Origin of the sequence: Falsiroseomonas sp. E2-1-a20, from assembly GCF_051433195.1 — a bacterium.
Classification (GTDB): domain Bacteria; phylum Pseudomonadota; class Alphaproteobacteria; order Acetobacterales; family Acetobacteraceae; genus Falsiroseomonas.
In genome coordinates this window covers 131233-146180 of sequence record NZ_JBHMFT010000005.1, presented here as the reverse complement: position 1 = coordinate 146180, position 14948 = coordinate 131233, and the positions used below count along the sequence as shown (strand labels likewise).

Annotated in this window: 13 protein-coding genes; 5 read left to right on the top strand and 8 right to left on the bottom strand. The window is 71.7% G+C overall.

Going from position 1 to position 14948, the window contains the following annotated elements:
* Window positions 1–42 precede the first annotated feature (42 nt).
* A complete protein-coding gene (locus ACFHPP_RS08720) occupies window positions 43–1545 on the top strand; it encodes a Ppx/GppA phosphatase family protein (RefSeq protein WP_437162874.1) in 1503 nt (500 codons plus the stop codon).
* A 46-nt stretch (window positions 1546–1591) separates the two neighbouring features.
* Here the strand turns inward: ACFHPP_RS08720 and ACFHPP_RS08715 are convergent, their stop codons facing one another.
* The 3 genes from ACFHPP_RS08715 to rnd all read right to left on the bottom strand — a co-directional run bounded on the left by ACFHPP_RS08715 (window position 1592) and on the right by rnd (window position 4028).
* Window positions 1592–2098 carry a DUF5675 family protein gene (locus tag ACFHPP_RS08715; protein WP_437162873.1) on the bottom strand — a complete coding sequence of 169 codons (507 nt, stop codon included), beginning with the start codon at window positions 2096–2098 and terminating at the stop codon, window positions 1592–1594.
* Window positions 2099–2327: 229 nt separating this feature from the next.
* Window positions 2328–2645, bottom strand: a complete 318-nt coding sequence (locus ACFHPP_RS08710) for a hypothetical protein (RefSeq protein WP_437162872.1) — start codon at window positions 2643–2645, stop codon at window positions 2328–2330.
* A gap of 201 nt (window positions 2646–2846) precedes the next feature.
* Complete coding sequence (gene rnd, locus ACFHPP_RS08705) at window positions 2847–4028, bottom strand: ribonuclease D (RefSeq protein ID WP_437162871.1); 1182 nt, start codon at window positions 4026–4028, stop codon at window positions 2847–2849.
* Between the two features lie 110 nt (window positions 4029–4138).
* Between rnd and aspS the strand changes: the two genes are divergently transcribed.
* The gene (aspS, locus tag ACFHPP_RS08700) at window positions 4139–5956 is read left to right on the top strand and encodes an aspartate--tRNA ligase (RefSeq protein ID WP_437162870.1); all 1818 of its coding nucleotides are present in this window, start codon (window positions 4139–4141) and stop codon (window positions 5954–5956) included.
* Window positions 5957–5986: 30 nt separating this feature from the next.
* The gene (locus ACFHPP_RS08695) at window positions 5987–6838 is read left to right on the top strand and encodes a cell envelope integrity EipB family protein (protein WP_437162869.1); all 852 of its coding nucleotides are present in this window, start codon (window positions 5987–5989) and stop codon (window positions 6836–6838) included.
* 3 nt (window positions 6839–6841) lie between these two features.
* Here ACFHPP_RS08695 and ACFHPP_RS08690 read toward each other — a convergent pair whose 3' ends face one another.
* The 3 genes from ACFHPP_RS08690 to ACFHPP_RS08680 are packed head-to-tail and all read right to left on the bottom strand — an operon-like array spanning window position 6842 to window position 9698.
* A complete protein-coding gene (locus tag ACFHPP_RS08690; protein WP_437162868.1) occupies window positions 6842–7840 on the bottom strand; it encodes an asparaginase in 999 nt (332 codons plus the stop codon).
* The gene (locus ACFHPP_RS08685) at window positions 7837–8259 is read right to left on the bottom strand and encodes a hotdog fold thioesterase (RefSeq protein WP_437162867.1); all 423 of its coding nucleotides are present in this window, start codon (window positions 8257–8259) and stop codon (window positions 7837–7839) included. The genes ACFHPP_RS08690 and ACFHPP_RS08685 overlap by 4 nt, the downstream gene beginning before the upstream one ends.
* 29 nt (window positions 8260–8288) lie before the next feature.
* Entirely contained in the window at window positions 8289–9698 is a 1410-nt protein-coding gene (locus ACFHPP_RS08680) for an MATE family efflux transporter (RefSeq protein ID WP_437162866.1), read from the bottom strand.
* Window positions 9699–9847: 149 nt separating this feature from the next.
* Between ACFHPP_RS08680 and ACFHPP_RS08675 the strand changes: the two genes are divergently transcribed.
* A complete protein-coding gene (locus ACFHPP_RS08675; protein ID WP_437162865.1) occupies window positions 9848–11320 on the top strand; it encodes a DUF2231 domain-containing protein in 1473 nt (490 codons plus the stop codon).
* 86 nt (window positions 11321–11406) lie between these two features.
* Entirely contained in the window at window positions 11407–12444 is a 1038-nt protein-coding gene (locus ACFHPP_RS08670) for an alpha/beta hydrolase (protein WP_437162864.1), read from the top strand.
* Here ACFHPP_RS08670 and ACFHPP_RS08665 read toward each other — a convergent pair.
* Both ACFHPP_RS08665 and ACFHPP_RS08660 read right to left on the bottom strand, forming a co-directional pair.
* Window positions 12441–13994, bottom strand: a complete 1554-nt coding sequence (locus ACFHPP_RS08665; protein WP_437162863.1) for a PAS domain-containing sensor histidine kinase — start codon at window positions 13992–13994, stop codon at window positions 12441–12443. The two genes, ACFHPP_RS08670 and ACFHPP_RS08665, sit on opposite strands and share 4 nt — an antisense overlap.
* Window positions 13966–14721, bottom strand: coding sequence for a response regulator (locus ACFHPP_RS08660; RefSeq protein WP_437162862.1), 756 nt, complete (start codon window positions 14719–14721; stop codon window positions 13966–13968). The genes ACFHPP_RS08665 and ACFHPP_RS08660 overlap by 29 nt, the downstream gene beginning before the upstream one ends.
* Between the last annotated feature and the right edge of the window lie 227 nt (window positions 14722–14948).

The following is a 14948-nucleotide window of genomic DNA, read 5'->3' as shown; positions in this document are numbered from 1 at the left end:
GACCTCGATTCCACTTTAGGCCCTGAGCTTCTGGACCTCCCCATGCCCCGCACCCGTGCCGCCACCACCCTGCCGCCGCGCCAGGCGGTGGTCGATCTCGGCTCCAACTCCGTCCGGCTGGTGGTGTTCGAGGGTCTGTCCCGCAACCCGCTCACCATCTTCAACGAGAAGGCCGTCCTCGGCCTCGGCCGCGGCCTGCAGAACACCGGGCGCCTGAACGAGGACGCCATCGCCCCCGCGCTGACCGTCCTCTCGCGCTACGCCGCCGTCGCCCAGGCCATGGGCGCCGACACGGTGGAGGTCCTGGCCACCGCCGCCGCCCGCGATGCCGAGAACGGCCCCGACTTCATCGACGCCCTGCGCGCCCGCCTGCCGGGGCTGCCCGTCCGCGTCCTGACCGGGGAGGAGGAGGCGATGTTCTCCGCCGACGGCGTCCTGCTCGGCTTCCCCCAGGCGGATGGCATCCTGGGCGACATCGGCGGCGGATCGCTGGAGGTGGTGGACCTCGCCGCCGGCCGCGCCACCACCGCCGCCTCCCTGCCCATCGGCGCCATCCGCCTGGCGGACCGCGCCGGCAACGACGCCACCAGGGCCCGCGCCATCGTCGAATCCGACCTCGCCCGCGTCGCCTGGCTCAAGCGCGGGGAGGGGCGGGACCTGTACCTGGTCGGCGGCGCCTGGCGCGCCCTGGCGCGGATGCACATCGCCCAGACCGGCTACCCGCTGTCCATCGTCCACCACTACGTGCTGCGGCGGGAGGAGGCGCGGGACCTTGCCGGCGTCGTCGCGAAATCCGACCGCAAGATGCTGGCGTCCATGCCCGGCGCGCCCGCGAAACGCCTGGGCGACATGCCCTACGCCGCCGTGGTGCTTCGCCGCCTGCTGCGCGCCACCGGCGCCAGCCGCGTGGTGTTCTCCGCCAACGGGCTGCGGGAGGGTTGGTATTCCCGCCTGCTGCCCGATGCGGTGCGCCAGGAAGACCCGATGCTGGCCGCCGGCCGCGACCTGGCGATGCGCTGGGGCCGCGACCCGGACCTGCCCGCGGCGCTGTTCGCCTGGACCCAGGCGCTGTTCGACGAGGAAAGCCCGGAACAGGCGGCCTTGCGCGAAAGCAGTTGCTGGATCGCCGATTCCGGCAGCCACGACCACCCGGACTACCGCGCCGAGCACGCCTTCTACCGCGTCCTGCGCCAGCCTGGGGTCGGGCTGGACCACCACCAGCGCGCCTTCCTGGCCCTGGTCGTGGCGCTGCGCTACGAGGCCGACGCGACGGCCCCCTTCCTCGCCACCGCCCGCACCCTGCTGGATGCCGCGGCGGTGAAGCGTGCCGAAACCCTCGGTGCCGCCCTGCGCCTGGCCTTCACGCTGTCGGGCGGCACGCCCGTCCTGCTCGCCGGCACCGCCATCCGCCGCCGCGGCGGGGAGCTGCAACTGCGCCTGGTGGAGGGCAGCGGCGTCTTCGCCGGCGAAAGCGTCCAACGCCGCCTCGACGCCCTCGCCACCGCCCTCGGCCTGACCGCCACCGTCGAAGTCGCCGCCAACTAAAAGCCCTCTCCCCCCAACGGGGGGAGAGGGTTGGGTGAGGGGGGGCCTACGCCGGCACGCACATCCCCCCACCCCGCATCATGAAGTACAGCGGCAGCGGCGGATGCCCCATCTTGTCCTTGGGCCGCCCCACATCATTGCTGATCAGGATGCGGATGCCGCCCTTCGCCGTCCCCAGCACCTTCATCAGGCGCTTGAAGGCGGAGGCCGACCCGCCGATGAAGGCGGATTTCCGGTCCCAGCTATCGCCGACCAGGATGCAGCCATCCGTATGCTCGGCCTTGTTGCCGACATGGATGCGGATGCCCGAGAACTGCGGCACCTTGTCCACCAGCGGCACGATCCGCCCCAGCCCCTTCTTCGCGTAGCTGTCGGAGAAGCGCGGGCTTTCGCACAGGATCACCGGATAGGTCCCGGCGAAGATCGCCGTCCTGCTTTTGACCTTCTCCGTGCGGATCACATCCTCCAGCGTGAAGCAGGTGAAGTCGCCGATGGTCATGGTGCCGATCGTGGCTTCGTCCACGGCGAAGTGGCGGCGCAGGGTGATTTCCATGGGGCCTCCAGTACAGAGGGGTCAATGGCCCTGCACCGGGAATGCGCGCGGGCTTCTGGCGCCCGAAACTGGCCTTCGCCCATGCCGCCAGCATTTCGGCCCGTTTCGTGCGGCTTCACGCTGATCGCTGCCCGACGCGCCCCCAACCAACAATCTCGGCGCCGGCCTGTCCGGCCGCGCCCCCCCATCCATCAATATCGGGAATGCCCGCCCGCGCCCGCTGCCGCCCTCAGAACCGCTGCGCCGGCGCCGGCGCCGTCGCAGCCCGCGCGCAACTGCCCTGGTAGTCCACCGCCGTCCGGTTCGTGCAGCGCAGGCTCAGCCGGTATTCGCCGCTGGTGCGGTTCAGGGTCGCCGCCAGGTTGCAGCCCGCGGTGCTGGAAGGCGAGGTCATGGCGATGCGCTGCGGCGTGAAGGTCTGCACGCTCCAGGAAGACCACCGCTGGGTCCGTGTACTGTACTGCTGCACCGTCCCGCTCGGGAACAGCGCGTAGCGCGTGGTGAAGCGGGATCCCATCGCGGAATTGGCGCTGTTCGTGGCCGTCACGGCGTAGGTATCAGGTCACCTGCGTCGCCTGGGCCTGCGCCCGCGCCTCGCCCGGCAGCAGCGCCGCCGTGCCGAGGGCCAGCAGCCCCGCGCGCATCATGGTCTGGTTCATGTCGTTTCCCGCACCGCCGCTCATTATTGAGTGGTGGTCAGGGTGTAACGAAGTTCAGCTCACGCGCAAGTCTGTTTCATGTGCCCAAATCAGGCCTGGATCAGCCGCACCCGCCGCCCATCCACACCCAGCGCCACCCGCCCGGCGCGCAGATCGAGCGCCGCGCTGCCGAACACCTCCCGCCGCCAGCCCTGCAGGGCCGGCACCTCGGTCTCCCCGGCGGCGAGCCGTTCCAGCTCCTCGGAATTCGCCAGCAGCCGCGGCGCCACCTGGTGCTCCTCGCTTTTCGCCGCCAGCAGCACCTTCAGCAGCGCGACCAGGGCGGGGGAGGGGTTGGCGCCATTCGCCCGTTCCTTCGGCGCTTCCGGCAGGTCGCCCTCGCCGAGCCCCTTGGCCTCCTGCAACGCCACCAGCAGCGAAGCCCCGGACTTGCCCTTGGCGAAACCCTCCGAGATCCCGCGCGCCCGGGTCAGATCCGCCACCGTCTCCGGCGCCGTCGCGGCGATCTCGAGCAGCGTCTCGTCCTTCACCAGGCGTTGGCGCGGGATGTTGACGCGCTGCGCCTCCCGCTCCCGCCACGCCGCCGCGGCGCGCAGCAGGCCGAGGAAGCGGCGGTTGCTGGTGCGCGGGCGCAGCTTCTCCCACGCCGTCTCCGGGTCCTGGCGATAGGTCGCGGGCTCCGCCAGCGCCGCCATCTCCTCCGCCACCCAGGCGGTGCGGCCTTCGCGTTCCAGCTTGGTGGTCAGGCCGGTGTAGATGCGCCGCAGATGCGTCACGTCGGCCGCCGCATAGGCGATCTGCGCCGCGGACAGCGGCCGCGCCGCCCAGTCGCTGAACCGGTGCGCCTTGTCGATCTGCGCATTGGCGAGCGACCGGGCAAGCTGGTCGTAGCTCACCTGGTCGCCGAAGCCGGCGACGGTGGCGGCGATCTGCGTGTCGAAGATCGGCGTCGGCACCGCGCCGAAGCGCAGCAGGAAGATTTCCACATCCTGCCGCGCCGCATGGAACACCTTCATCACCGCGGGATCGGCCAGCAAGTCGCCGAGCGCCGCCAGGTCGATCCCCGGTGCCAGCGCATCCACCACCGCCACCTCGGAATCGCCGGCGAGCTGCACCACGCACAGCTCGGGCCAGTAGGTGCGCTCCCGCATGAACTCCGTGTCGACCGTCACGAAGCGCTCGCCGCGCAATCGGGTGCACAGCGCCACCAGGGCCTCGGTGTCGGTGATCAGGTACGGCGCCGATTCGGCGCCCTGGGTGCGGCGGCTCATGTCGGGGGGTGTAGCGCCCGGCAGGCCTTGGCGAAAGGCCGCCTGCCCTTGACATAAGCGGCCCGGTCGGGCGGTTTGCCGGATCATCCCAGCCCCACAGGCCATCACCCATGCACGCCTACCGCACCCATCACTGCGGCGCCCTCCGCGCCGCCGATTCCGGCAAGACCGTCCGCCTCTCCGGCTGGGTGCACCGCAAGCGCGACCACGGTGGCCTGCTGTTCGTCGACCTGCGCGACCATTACGGCCTGACCCAATGCGTGGTCGCCCAGGGCACCCCCGGCTTCGACACCCTGGATGGCGCCCGTCCTGAATCGGTGGTGACGGTGACCGGGGAGGTCGTGCCGCGCGAAGGCACCACCATCAACACCAAGCTGCCGACCGGCGAGATCGAGCTGCGCGTGCGCGACGTCACCGTGCAGTCCGCCGCGGAAATCCTGCCGATTCAGGTCGCTGGCGAGCAGGAGTTCCCTGAGGACCTGCGGCTCCGCTACCGCTTCATCGACCTGCGCCGGGAACGCCAGCACCGCAACCTGATGCTGCGCAGCGCCGTCATCGCCAGCATCCGCCGCCGCATGATCGACCAGGGTTTCACCGAGTTCCAGACCCCGATCCTGACGGCGAGCAGCCCGGAAGGCGCGCGGGACTTCCTGGTGCCCGCCCGCAATCATCCCGGCAAGTTCTACGCCCTGCCGCAGGCGCCGCAGCAGTTCAAGCAGTTGGCGATGGTCGCCGGCTTCGACCGCTACTTCCAGATCGCCCCCTGCTTCCGCGACGAAGCGTCGCGGGCCGACCGGTCCCCCGGCGAATTCTACCAGCTCGACTTCGAGATGAGCTTCGTGACGCAGGAAGACGTCTTCGCCGCCATCGAGCCCGTCCTGGCCGGCGTGTTCGAGGAATTCGCCGATTTCTCCGGCACGAAGCGCAGCGTGACGCCCGCGCCCTTTCCGCGCATCCCCTTCGACCAGGCGATGCTGGAGTTCGGCTCCGACAAGCCGGACCTCCGCAACCCCATCCGCATCGCCGACGTGACCGAGCACTTCGCCGGCGGCGGCTTCGGCCTGTTCGCCCGCGCCATCGACAAGGGCGCCGTGGTCCGCGCCATCCCCGCCCCCGGTGCCGCCGGAAATCCGCGCAGCTTCTTCGACAAGATGAACGAATGGGCGCGCGAACAGGGCGCCGGCGGCCTGGGCTACATCACCTTCGCCAATGGCGAGGCCGGCGGCCCGATCGCCAAGAACCTGGAACCCGCCCGCGTCGCCGCCATCAAGGCCGCCTGCAGCCTGTCCGATGGCGACGCCGTGTTCTTCGCCGCCGACAAGGTCGAAGCCGCCGCCAAACTATCCGGCCAGGCGCGCACAAGACTGGGCAATGAACTCGGCCTGGTCGAGAAGGATGCCTACCGCTTCTGCTGGGTCACCGACTTCCCCATGTATGAATTGAACGAGGAAACCGGAAAGGTGGACTTCAGCCACAACCCCTTCAGCATGCCGCAGGGCGAGCTGGAGGCGCTGAACACCATGGATCCGCTGAAGATCAAGGCCTACCAGTACGATATCGTCTGCAACGGCATCGAATTGTCCTCCGGCGCCATCCGCAACCACCGCCCGGACGTGATGATCCGCGCCTTCGAGATTGCCGGCTACACCGCGCAGACGGTGGAGGACCGCTTCGGCGGCATGCTGAACGCCTTCCGCTACGGCGCCCCCCCGCATGGCGGCTCCGCCCCCGGCATCGACCGCATCGTCATGCTGCTGGCCGATGAGCCGAATATCCGGGAAGTCATTTTGTTTCCCATGAATCAACAAGCTGAGGACCTGATGATGGGTGCGCCCGCGCCCGTCGATGCAGCGCGTCTCAAGGAACTTTCGATCCGCCTGGACCTTCCGCCGCCCAAGGGTGGTGCAGGCGGCCCCAAGGCTTCCTAAGTGCAGCGAAGCGCGCAGTCCGGAGTCCTCATGCAGCCAACCCGTCGCCTCAGCCTAATTGCCGCCCTTTGCCTGCTCGCGGTCCCGGCTTCCGCCCAGGTCACGGCGGGACCGCGCGCCGGGGTCTCGGAGGAAGCGCTGGCGGCCGGCATCGCGCGCATGGCACCGCATCGGGCCGCCTACCGGCTCGACCTGGGCGAGGCGCGGAACTCCGGCATCACCTCCGTCCGTGGCGCCATGGTGTTCGACGTCGCCGATGCCTGCGAGGGCTGGGCCACCCGCCAGCGCATGACGCTGACGGTGGTGGACCGCGAGGGCCAGGAGATCGAGACCGTCTCCGACTACGCGACCTATGAGGCCAAGGACAATTCCCGCCTGCGTTTCTCCCTGACCCAGTCCACCCAGGGCGCCGTCAGCCAGCGCGTGTCCGGGGAGGCCGAGTTGCGCCCCGATGGCGCCGGCACCGTGCGCTTCACCGACCCTGCGGGGCAGGAGGAGACGCTGCCCGCCGGCACGCTGCTGCCGATGCGCCACACGGTGCTGGCGGTGGAAGCCGCGCGTGCCGGCCGGCGCATCCTGTCCGCGCCGCTGTTCGACGGCACCACGAACGAGGGCGCGCAGGACACCACCACGGTCATCACGGCCTGGTCCGCCGCCGCCGGCACGCCGCGCTTCCCGCTGGCCAGCGGGGCCTCCGGCCAGATGCGCATCGCCTTCTTCGAGCGGGGCGGCAGCGCGGCCGGCGGCGCCTCCCAGCCGGAATACGAGGTCGGGCTGCGCTACTTCGAGAATGGCGTGGCGGACGATATCACCATGGATTTCGGCGATTTCTCTGTCACCGGCCGCGCGCTGGAACTGTCTCCGCTGCCCGGCGGCTGCTGAACCTCAGGCGGTCTCGAACAGCGCCGCGATCTCCGCCCGGTCCCGCGTCCGCGCCAGGGCCAGCATCAGCAGGATGCGGGCCTTCTGCGGGTTGAGGTTGTCCGCGGTGATGAACCCTTCCTCCCCGTAGCGACGCGTCGGGAAGGTCCGGCCGGACCCGGCGCGGGAGGACAGCACCACGGTGCAGCCGGTGACGATGGCCTCCGCCATCGCGGCGCGCTCCGCCGGGGTGAGGAAGCCGGGTGCCAGCGCCGCTGCGACCAGGCCGGAGGCGCCGGCGGCCAGGAAGGCATGCACCGCCACGCCATCGCCACCCGCCACCGAATACACGACGTCGACGCGGGGCGGCTGCTCGCTGTCCTGGATGGCAAAGCGCTGCGCCAACGGCAGCAGCCGCGTCGGGCGCCGCCAGTAGGAGACGCGGTCGGCATCGACATGGCCGAGCACGCCGACATCCGGGCTGCGGAAGGTCTGCAGCCGCCCGGTGGAGGTCTTGGTGACCTCCCGCGCCGCGTGCACCTCGTCGTTCAGCACCACCAGCACGCCGAGGCCGCGTGACGCCGGGTTCGCCGCCACCCGCACCGCCGCCACCAGATTCATCTGCGCATCGGAGGACAGGCCGGTGAAGGGTCGCTGCGCGCCGGTCACCACCACGGGCAGGTCGGTGGGCAGGGTCAGCGACAGCAGGTAGGCGGTTTCCTCCAGCGTCGCGGTGCCATGCGTCACCACCACGCCGGCGAGGTCCGGATGCGCGGCTTCCAGTTCGACAATCTTCGCCACCAGCGCCCGCCAGTCGGACCAGCCGATGGCGGTGGAGGGGATGGCGGCAAAGGGCACGGCGAACACCTCCGCCACCCGCGCCAGCTCCGGCACGCCGGCGACCAGCGCCTCCGCATCCAGGATCGGCCGTCCGGAGGAGGCGTAGTCCTGCACGTCCAGCGGATGCGCGCCCTGGGAGGCGATGGTGCCGCCCGTGCCGATCACGGCAACCTTGGGCCTCATGCGTCGATGACCGCGCAGGTCAGGCGGGAGACGCAGGCGAGCCTGCCGTCGCCGCGCCGGATCTCGGTCTGCCAGACCTGGGTGCGGGCGCCGGTGTGCATCGGGCGGCAGATGGCGGTCACGGTATCGCCCTGCTTCACGCCGGCCATGTGGCTGGCGTTGATCTCGATGCCGACGGCGCGATGCGCCTCGCCCAGGGTCATCATGCAGGCGACGGAGCCGATGGTCTCGGACAGCACCACGCTGACTCCGCCATGCAGCAGGCCGAAGGGCTGCACGTGCCGGGTATCGACCGGCATGGTGGCGTGCAGCGCATCCGCCTCGATCCGCGTGATCATGATGGACAGCAGCCCGGCCGTGGTCTCCGCCATGCGGGCGTTGATCTGGTCCGGCGTCCAGTCACGCTTCCAGAGGCTCATCGCAGGATCCCGGGCTGTTGCCGGCACAGTCATCCCAGCCGGCGGCGGAAGGTCAAGCCACCGGAGGCGGACAGACGCATCCAGCGCGCCAGCATCAGGCCGGCGACCAGGAACAAGCCGGCCGCCAGCCCGATCCACAGGCCGAGTGGCCCAAGCCCCAGCGGCAGCGCCAGGGCGAGGCCCAGCGGCAGGCCGATGATCCAGTAGCCGAAGCCGGCCAGCAGCATCGGCACCTGCGTGTCCTTCAGCCCGCGCAGCGCGCCGGCCGCCACCGCCTGCACGCCATCCGCCAGCTGGAACAGGCCGGCGACCACCAGCATCACGCTGGCCAGCGCCGCGGTTTCCACGGCTCCCGGGTTGCCGGCGGCGAGGAACAGCCAGGGAATCGCCCCGGCGAAGCCGACCAGGAAGGCGGCCGACACCGCCATGAAGCCGGCGCCGAGCACGATGCCGATCCAGCCGGCACGGGCCGCCGCGGTGGCGCGGCCGGCGCCGGTCATCAGCCCGACCCGGGCCGTCGCCGCCTGGGCGATGCCCATCGGCACCATGAAGGTGGCGGAGGCGATCTGCACCGCGATGGCATGCGCGGCGACGGCGATGGCGCCGAACCAGCCCATGGCGATGGCGGCGAAGGCGAACACGGCGATTTCCAGCGCCATGGAGCCCGCGATCGGCAGCCCGATCTGCGCCACTTCCCGCAGCCGTGCCACGTCCAGGCGCCAGAGCCGGCCGAACAGGTGGTAGCGGCGCAGGTGCCGGTCGCGCGCGATCACCAGCACCAGGCCCACGAACATGAACAGGTTGCACAAGGCGGAGGCGATGCCGGCACCGACCACGCCGAGGGCCGGGATGCCGTAGCCGCCGTGGATCAGCCAGTAGTTCAGCGGGATGTTGAGCGCGACGCCGACGAAGGAGACCACCAGGGCGGAAAGCGGCCGCTGTTCGGCCGAGAGGAACCCGCGCAGCACGACGAAGCCGCAGAACAGCGGCATGCCCCACATGAGGGCGCGGACATAATCCGCCGCCAGGGCCGCCAGCACCGGGTCCTGGCCCAGGCCACGCAGCAATGCCTCCGTGTGCCACAGGGCCAGCCAGACCGGGATGGTGGCGGCGGCGCAGGCCCAGAAGGCGGCCCGCACGTCGCGCCGCATGCCGCGCAGGTGACCCCGGCCGCGGCCGCGGGTCTGCGCGCACATCGGCCCGGCCGCCAGCGCCAGCCCGAAGGCCGGCGCCAGCGCCGCGAAATACAGGTTGCCGCCCAGCGTCGCCGCCGCCAGCGCCTCCGTCGCCACGCGGCCGAGGAACAGCGCATCGGTCAGCGACAGCGCGAATTGCGACAGGTTGGTCAGGACCAGCGGCCAGGCGAGCGCCAGGGTGGCCCGGCTCTCCGGCCCCCAGGCGCCGAGCCTTCCCCGGCTTGCGGCGGTTTGCGTGTGCATGGCGGTGGGGCTGTAGCGCGGATCGGCGGCCCCGTCCCGTGACGGTCCGGCGGAACAGCCGGGCCATGACCACGTTAGCGGGGCGACCCATGGAGGCCGGCCATGCCGATCCGCACAGATCCTCATCTGCCCCAGTGGAGGCCGCAGGCATGAGGTGGCGCAGGCGCGGCCGGGGCGCGGCGGAGGCGGCGATCGCCCGGATCGAGGCGGCCGTGGGGCTGGACGGGCCTGGCCGCGCGGTCGAGACCGCCCTGGCGCGGCCGGTTCAGCTTCTCGGCCGGCCGGCGCAGACGGTGCGCGATGCGCTGCATGGCAAATGGCTGGGCCATCCGCTGCATCCGATCCTCGCGACGCTGCCGGTCGGAACCTGGACGCTAGCCTTCGGGCTCGACCTGCTGGCGGCCGCCGGCCTGCTGAGGGACCGGCAGGCGAACCAGGCCGCCGACCTGGCACTGAAGGCCGGGGCGGCCGGGGCGGTCGTGGCCGCGGCGGCCGGGCTGGCGGACTGGCAATACACGGAAGGCCGGAACCGCCGCCTCGGAACTGTTCATGGGCTGACCAACAGCGCCGCCCTGGCCTTGACCCTGGCCTCCCTATCGCTCCGCAAGCGGGGCCGGCGGGGGCAGGGGCGGGCCATCAGCGCTTTGGGCTGGGCCTGCATGATGGCCGGCGGCTACCTCGGCGGGCACCTGGTCTATCGCCGGCGGGTCGGCGTGGACCAGGCCGATCGAAGCCGGGAGCCGCGGGATTTCGTGCCGGTCCTGCCGCTGGCGGCGCTGGAGGAGGACCGGCCGCGCCGCGTCGACGTGCACGACGCGGTGCAGCGGCGGGAGGTCGGCGTGGTGCTGGTGCGCCATCGGGGCGCGGTCCACGCCATGGGGGCGCGCTGCGCGCATCAGGGCGGGCCGCTGGACCAGGGCTGGGTGCTGGATGGCGCGCTCGTGTGCCCGTGGCACGGCTCGCGCTTCTGCCTGCGCACCGCGCAGCCGATGAGTGGCCCCGCCACCAGCCCGCAGCCGCGTTACCAGACGCGCATCCGTGACGGCCAGGTGGAGATCCGGCGGGAGCAGGAGCCGGGGGACGAGGTGGTGACGGCGGCGGATGTCCCACACGCCGTCGAGGCAGGGCGACCGGAGACGGGTCCAAAGGCCGATGAGGTGCTGTTCGAGCATCACCAGATGCTGCGGGCGCTGTTCCGCCGCATCGCGGCGACGCCGCGCGAGGACCCGGCCCGCCGCGACCTGCTGCGGACGCTGGCCTCCGAGCTGGAGATCCACGAATACGTCGAGGACCACATCTTCTACCCGGCGGTGCGCCCGGTCAGCGAGGATGTCGCCACGGCGCATGCCGAGCATCGGCAACTGTCCGACCTGCTGGCGATGACGCTGAAGCTGAGCACCTCAAGCTCCGAATTCGACGAACACCTGCGGGCGCTGCACGCGGCGGTGGAGCACCATGCGGGGTCCGAGGAGCGGTCGATGTTCATCGAGGCGCAGCGCCTGGGCGATGCGCGGCTGCGCGAACTGGGCCGGGCGTTGGAGGCGATGCTGGAGGACCAGCGGGTGTCGCGGTTCCGGCGCGGCTACCGCGACCTCAAGATCCGGCTGCTGGAAGGCGTCTGAGGCAAGGTTTGGCTCCGGCGCCGCCGCCCTTGGGCGCCGGGCGTCCGGCCGCTACAGTCGCGCCGGACGATCCCGGAGACCGGTTCATGAGGCGACGCCACCTTCTTGCCGCACCTGCGCTGCTCACCGCCGTCGCGGGCCTGCCAGCGGCGGCCCAGGGCACGCCGACCATCGTCACCGAGGAGTTCATGGTGCCGGTCGGCGAAGGCATCGAGGTGTTCGTCCGCAGCAAGCGGCCGGACGGCGCGACAACGGGCGCGTCCCGTACCCTGCTGATGGTGCATGGCGCCGGCTTCGGCGCCAGCAGCAGTTTCGACCTGCCCTTCGGCGGCCTGTCCTGGGTGGACTACATCGCCGGGCGCGGCTTCGATGTCTGGACGCTGGACGTGCGCGGCTTCGGTCGCTCCACCCGCCCGCCGGCGCTGTCGCAGCCGGCCGACCAGAACCCGCCGGTGGCGCGCGGGGAACAGGCGATGGCCGACCTGGCCGCCGCCGTCGCCTTCATCCGGCAGCGGCGCGGGCTGGAGAAGCTGGTGCTGCTCGGCCATAGCTGGGGCACCAAGCTGGTCGGGCGCCTTGCCGCGGAGAACCCGGCGCAGGTGGAGCGCCTGGTGCTTTACGCGCCGCCCTGGCTGCGGGACGGGCCGAGCCGCACCGACCCCGGCGGCGGGCCACTCGGCGCCTGGCGGCCGCTGACGCAGCAGGCAGCGCGACAGGGCATCCTGGCGCAGGCGCCGGAGGACAAGCGGGCGGCGCTGATCCCGCCCGGCTGGTTCGAGCATTTCGCCGGCGTGACCTGGGCGCAGGACCCGGATGGCATCCGCGCCAGCCCCTCCGTGCTGCGCATTCCGAACGGGCCGGTGGCGGATGGGCGGGAGTACTGGAATGCCGGGCGCCCGTGGTGGGAGCCCGCCAAGGTGACGGCGCCGGCGCTGGTCGTGGTCGGCGAGTGGGACCGCACCACGCCGCCGCCGCTGTGCTTCGCCGCCTTCGCCGAGCTGACGCAATCCCCGGGCAAGCGCATGGTCGTGCTGGCGGAGGGCACCCACAACATGTGGATGGAGCGCAACCGCGGCACGCTGTTCCAGGCGGTGCAGGTGTTCCTGGAGGAAGCTGTCGCTTAAGCGGGCCTTGGCAGCCGGACCACCAGCGCGGCGCCGCCGCCCGGAATTTCCTCCACGCAGATGCTGCCGCCATGCGCCTTGGCGATGGTGCGGCACAGCGAAAGGCCGACGCCCGTGCCCTCGCCATCCGGCTTGGTGGTGAAGAACGGGTCGAACACCCGTTCGCGCAATTCGGGCGGGATGCCGGGGCCATTGTCCGCGACGCGCAGTTCCACCGCATCGGACATGGCGCGCAGGCGGACCAGGATGCGCGGGCGCCAGCCGGGCTGCGGTGCCGTGCCGGCGAGCGCCGCCCGGGCATTGCCGACCAGGTTGCCCACCAGATGCGCCAGCTGGTCCGCATCGCCGCGGATGCCGGGCAGGTCCGGCGGAATGTCGGTGGCGAACTCGATCCCGGCCTCCCGCGCCACCTCGGCGGTCAGGTCGAGGCCGGTCGCCACGGCCGCCCGCAGGTCCACCTTCTCCCGCTTCGGCGGCTTCTGGCGGGCGGATGCGAGCAGGCTGGCGACGATGCGGCCGCAGCGCTCGGCGGCGCGGCGCACCTTTTCCGCCCGTTCGGCCAAGGGCGTGCCCTCGGCCTCCTCGGCCAGCAGCAGCGATTGGGCGGCGACGACGGCAAGCGGGTTGTTGATCTCATGCGCCACGCCGGCGAGCAGGGAGGCGATGGCGGACAGGCGCTCGTTGCGGCGCAGCGCGTCGCGGCTGGCGCGGCGGGCACGCTCGGCATCGCGGCGCAGCGTCAGGTCGCTGTAGGTGTTGACCAGCGTGCCGTCCGGCAGGCGTTCGGTGCGCAGTTCAATGACGGTGCCATCCGGGCGCGTTTCCTCCAGCCGTCCGGGCGGGCGGGTCATGATGTCGGCGACGCGGCGCAGGACCAGGGCTTCCTCCGGCTCGCAGGGGTCCTCCTCGGGCCGCAGCTCGGCGCGGCGCAGGCGGTGGCGGATGAAATCGGCGAGCGGCGTGCCCGGGGCACCGAGCTGGGGCGGGAAGCCGTACATCCGCAGGAAGCCGGGGTTGGCCAGCACCAGCCGTGCATCGGGGCCGACGATGTTCACGCCATCGGCGATGCCTTCCAGGATGGCGCGAAGCTGGGTGCGGTTCGCCTCCGCCTCCTCCTCCCGCAGCTTCTGGTCCGTCAGGTCGCGCATGAACAGGATGAAGGCGTCGCGGCGTCCCGCCACGGTCCGGAAGGGCGTGAAGGTCCAGGCGATGAAGCGGCGGCCGTTGCGGCGATAGTCGATCCAGCCCTCGATGTTCACCACATCCCCGGCCAAAGCGCGGTCGCCATGCGGGTCGAGCCGGCCGGCGACCTCCTCCCCCACCAGGTCGCGGGTGCGCATGCCGAGGATTTCCTCCACCGGGCGCTGGGCGAATTCGGCGAATTCGCGGTTGACGTAGATGTAGCGCCGATCGCGGGAGACGACGCAGACGCGGGCCGGGGCGGAATCGAGCACGCCGCGCAGCAGCGCGACGTCCGCGCCCGCATCAGGCCCCCCATCTGGCCCCGCATCCGGCATGGCTTCAGGATTCGGCAGTGGGGTCGAAGACATAGCCGGCGCCACGGATGGTGCGGATGACCGCGGGGCGGTCCGGCACGGCTTCCACCTTGCGGCGGATGCGGGCGATGCGGACATCGATGGAGCGGTCGAAATGCTCGTCGCCGCGCGGATGCGCCAGGTCCAGCAGCACCTCCCGCGTCAGGACACGGCCGGGGCGTTCGGCGAAGGCGCGCAGCAGGGCGAATTCGGAGGGGCCGAGGGGGATTTCCTGGCCATCCGGGCCGGTCAGCCGGCGGGCGTCGAGGTCGAGCCAGGTGCGGCCCATGCGGATGCGGTGGGTGGCCGGGGCCGGCGGCACGGCGGCCGGGGCCGGCGCGGCGGGTGCTGCGCCGATGGCGGCCGCCGTTGCCTCCCGCCGCCGCAGCACGGCGCGCAGGCGGGCGAGCAGCTCGCGCAGGTCGACGGGCTTGGCGACGTAGTCGTCGGCGCCGACCTCGAGCCCCACGACGCGGTCCACCACGTCGCCGGCGGCGGACAGCATCACGATGCCGATGTCGGATTCGGCGCGCAGCGCGCGGGCGACGGACAGGCCATCCTCGCCCGGCATGGCGATGTCGAGCACCACCAGATCCGCCATGCGCTCCGCCAGCAGGCGGCGCAGCGCGGCGCCGTCCTCGGCGCGGCGCACGTCGAAGCCGCGGCGGGCCAGGTATTCGGCCACCGCCTCGCGCAGGTCGGGTTCGTCGTCGCAGACGATGATGGCGGGCGTCTCCGCCATGGCGGGTCTCGCTTCAACAGGTAGGCGGGATGCAACATCGGCGGGTCGCACGATGCAATAGATCACTTCGGGGGAGGCAACGCACGAAATCCGGGTGAAACCTGGCTGCGGCATCAGGGCGGTGCGCGAAAGGAGCGAACCGCATGTCCGACATCGCCCAGGACTGCCTGTGGAGCCGCCTGTCCCGGCAGTGGCTGGGCGAGAGTGCTTCGCCGCGCCCAGGTAGA

Excerpts from the sequence above, each read along its gene's own strand:
- ACFHPP_RS08685 (WP_437162867.1), bottom strand. The coding sequence starts at position 8,259 with ATGAGCCTCTGGAAGCGTGACTGGACGCCGGACCAGATCAACGCCCGC.
- ACFHPP_RS08715 (WP_437162873.1), bottom strand. The coding sequence starts at position 2,098 with ATGGAAATCACCCTGCGCCGCCACTTCGCCGTGGACGAAGCCACGATC.
- ACFHPP_RS08665 (WP_437162863.1), bottom strand. The coding sequence starts at position 13,994 with ATGTCTTCGACCCCACTGCCGAATCCTGAAGCCATGCCGGATGCGGGG.
- ACFHPP_RS08690 (WP_437162868.1), bottom strand. The coding sequence starts at position 7,840 with ATGAGGCCCAAGGTTGCCGTGATCGGCACGGGCGGCACCATCGCCTCC.
- ACFHPP_RS08720 (WP_437162874.1), top strand. The coding sequence starts at position 43 with ATGCCCCGCACCCGTGCCGCCACCACCCTGCCGCCGCGCCAGGCGGTG.
- ACFHPP_RS08660 (WP_437162862.1), bottom strand. The coding sequence starts at position 14,721 with ATGGCGGAGACGCCCGCCATCATCGTCTGCGACGACGAACCCGACCTG.
- aspS (WP_437162870.1), top strand. The coding sequence starts at position 4,139 with ATGCACGCCTACCGCACCCATCACTGCGGCGCCCTCCGCGCCGCCGAT.
- ACFHPP_RS08695 (WP_437162869.1), top strand. The coding sequence starts at position 5,987 with ATGCAGCCAACCCGTCGCCTCAGCCTAATTGCCGCCCTTTGCCTGCTC.
- ACFHPP_RS08670 (WP_437162864.1), top strand. The coding sequence starts at position 11,407 with ATGAGGCGACGCCACCTTCTTGCCGCACCTGCGCTGCTCACCGCCGTC.
- ACFHPP_RS08680 (WP_437162866.1), bottom strand. The coding sequence starts at position 9,698 with ATGCACACGCAAACCGCCGCAAGCCGGGGAAGGCTCGGCGCCTGGGGG.
- ACFHPP_RS08675 (WP_437162865.1), top strand. The coding sequence starts at position 9,848 with ATGAGGTGGCGCAGGCGCGGCCGGGGCGCGGCGGAGGCGGCGATCGCC.
- rnd (WP_437162871.1), bottom strand. The coding sequence starts at position 4,028 with ATGAGCCGCCGCACCCAGGGCGCCGAATCGGCGCCGTACCTGATCACC.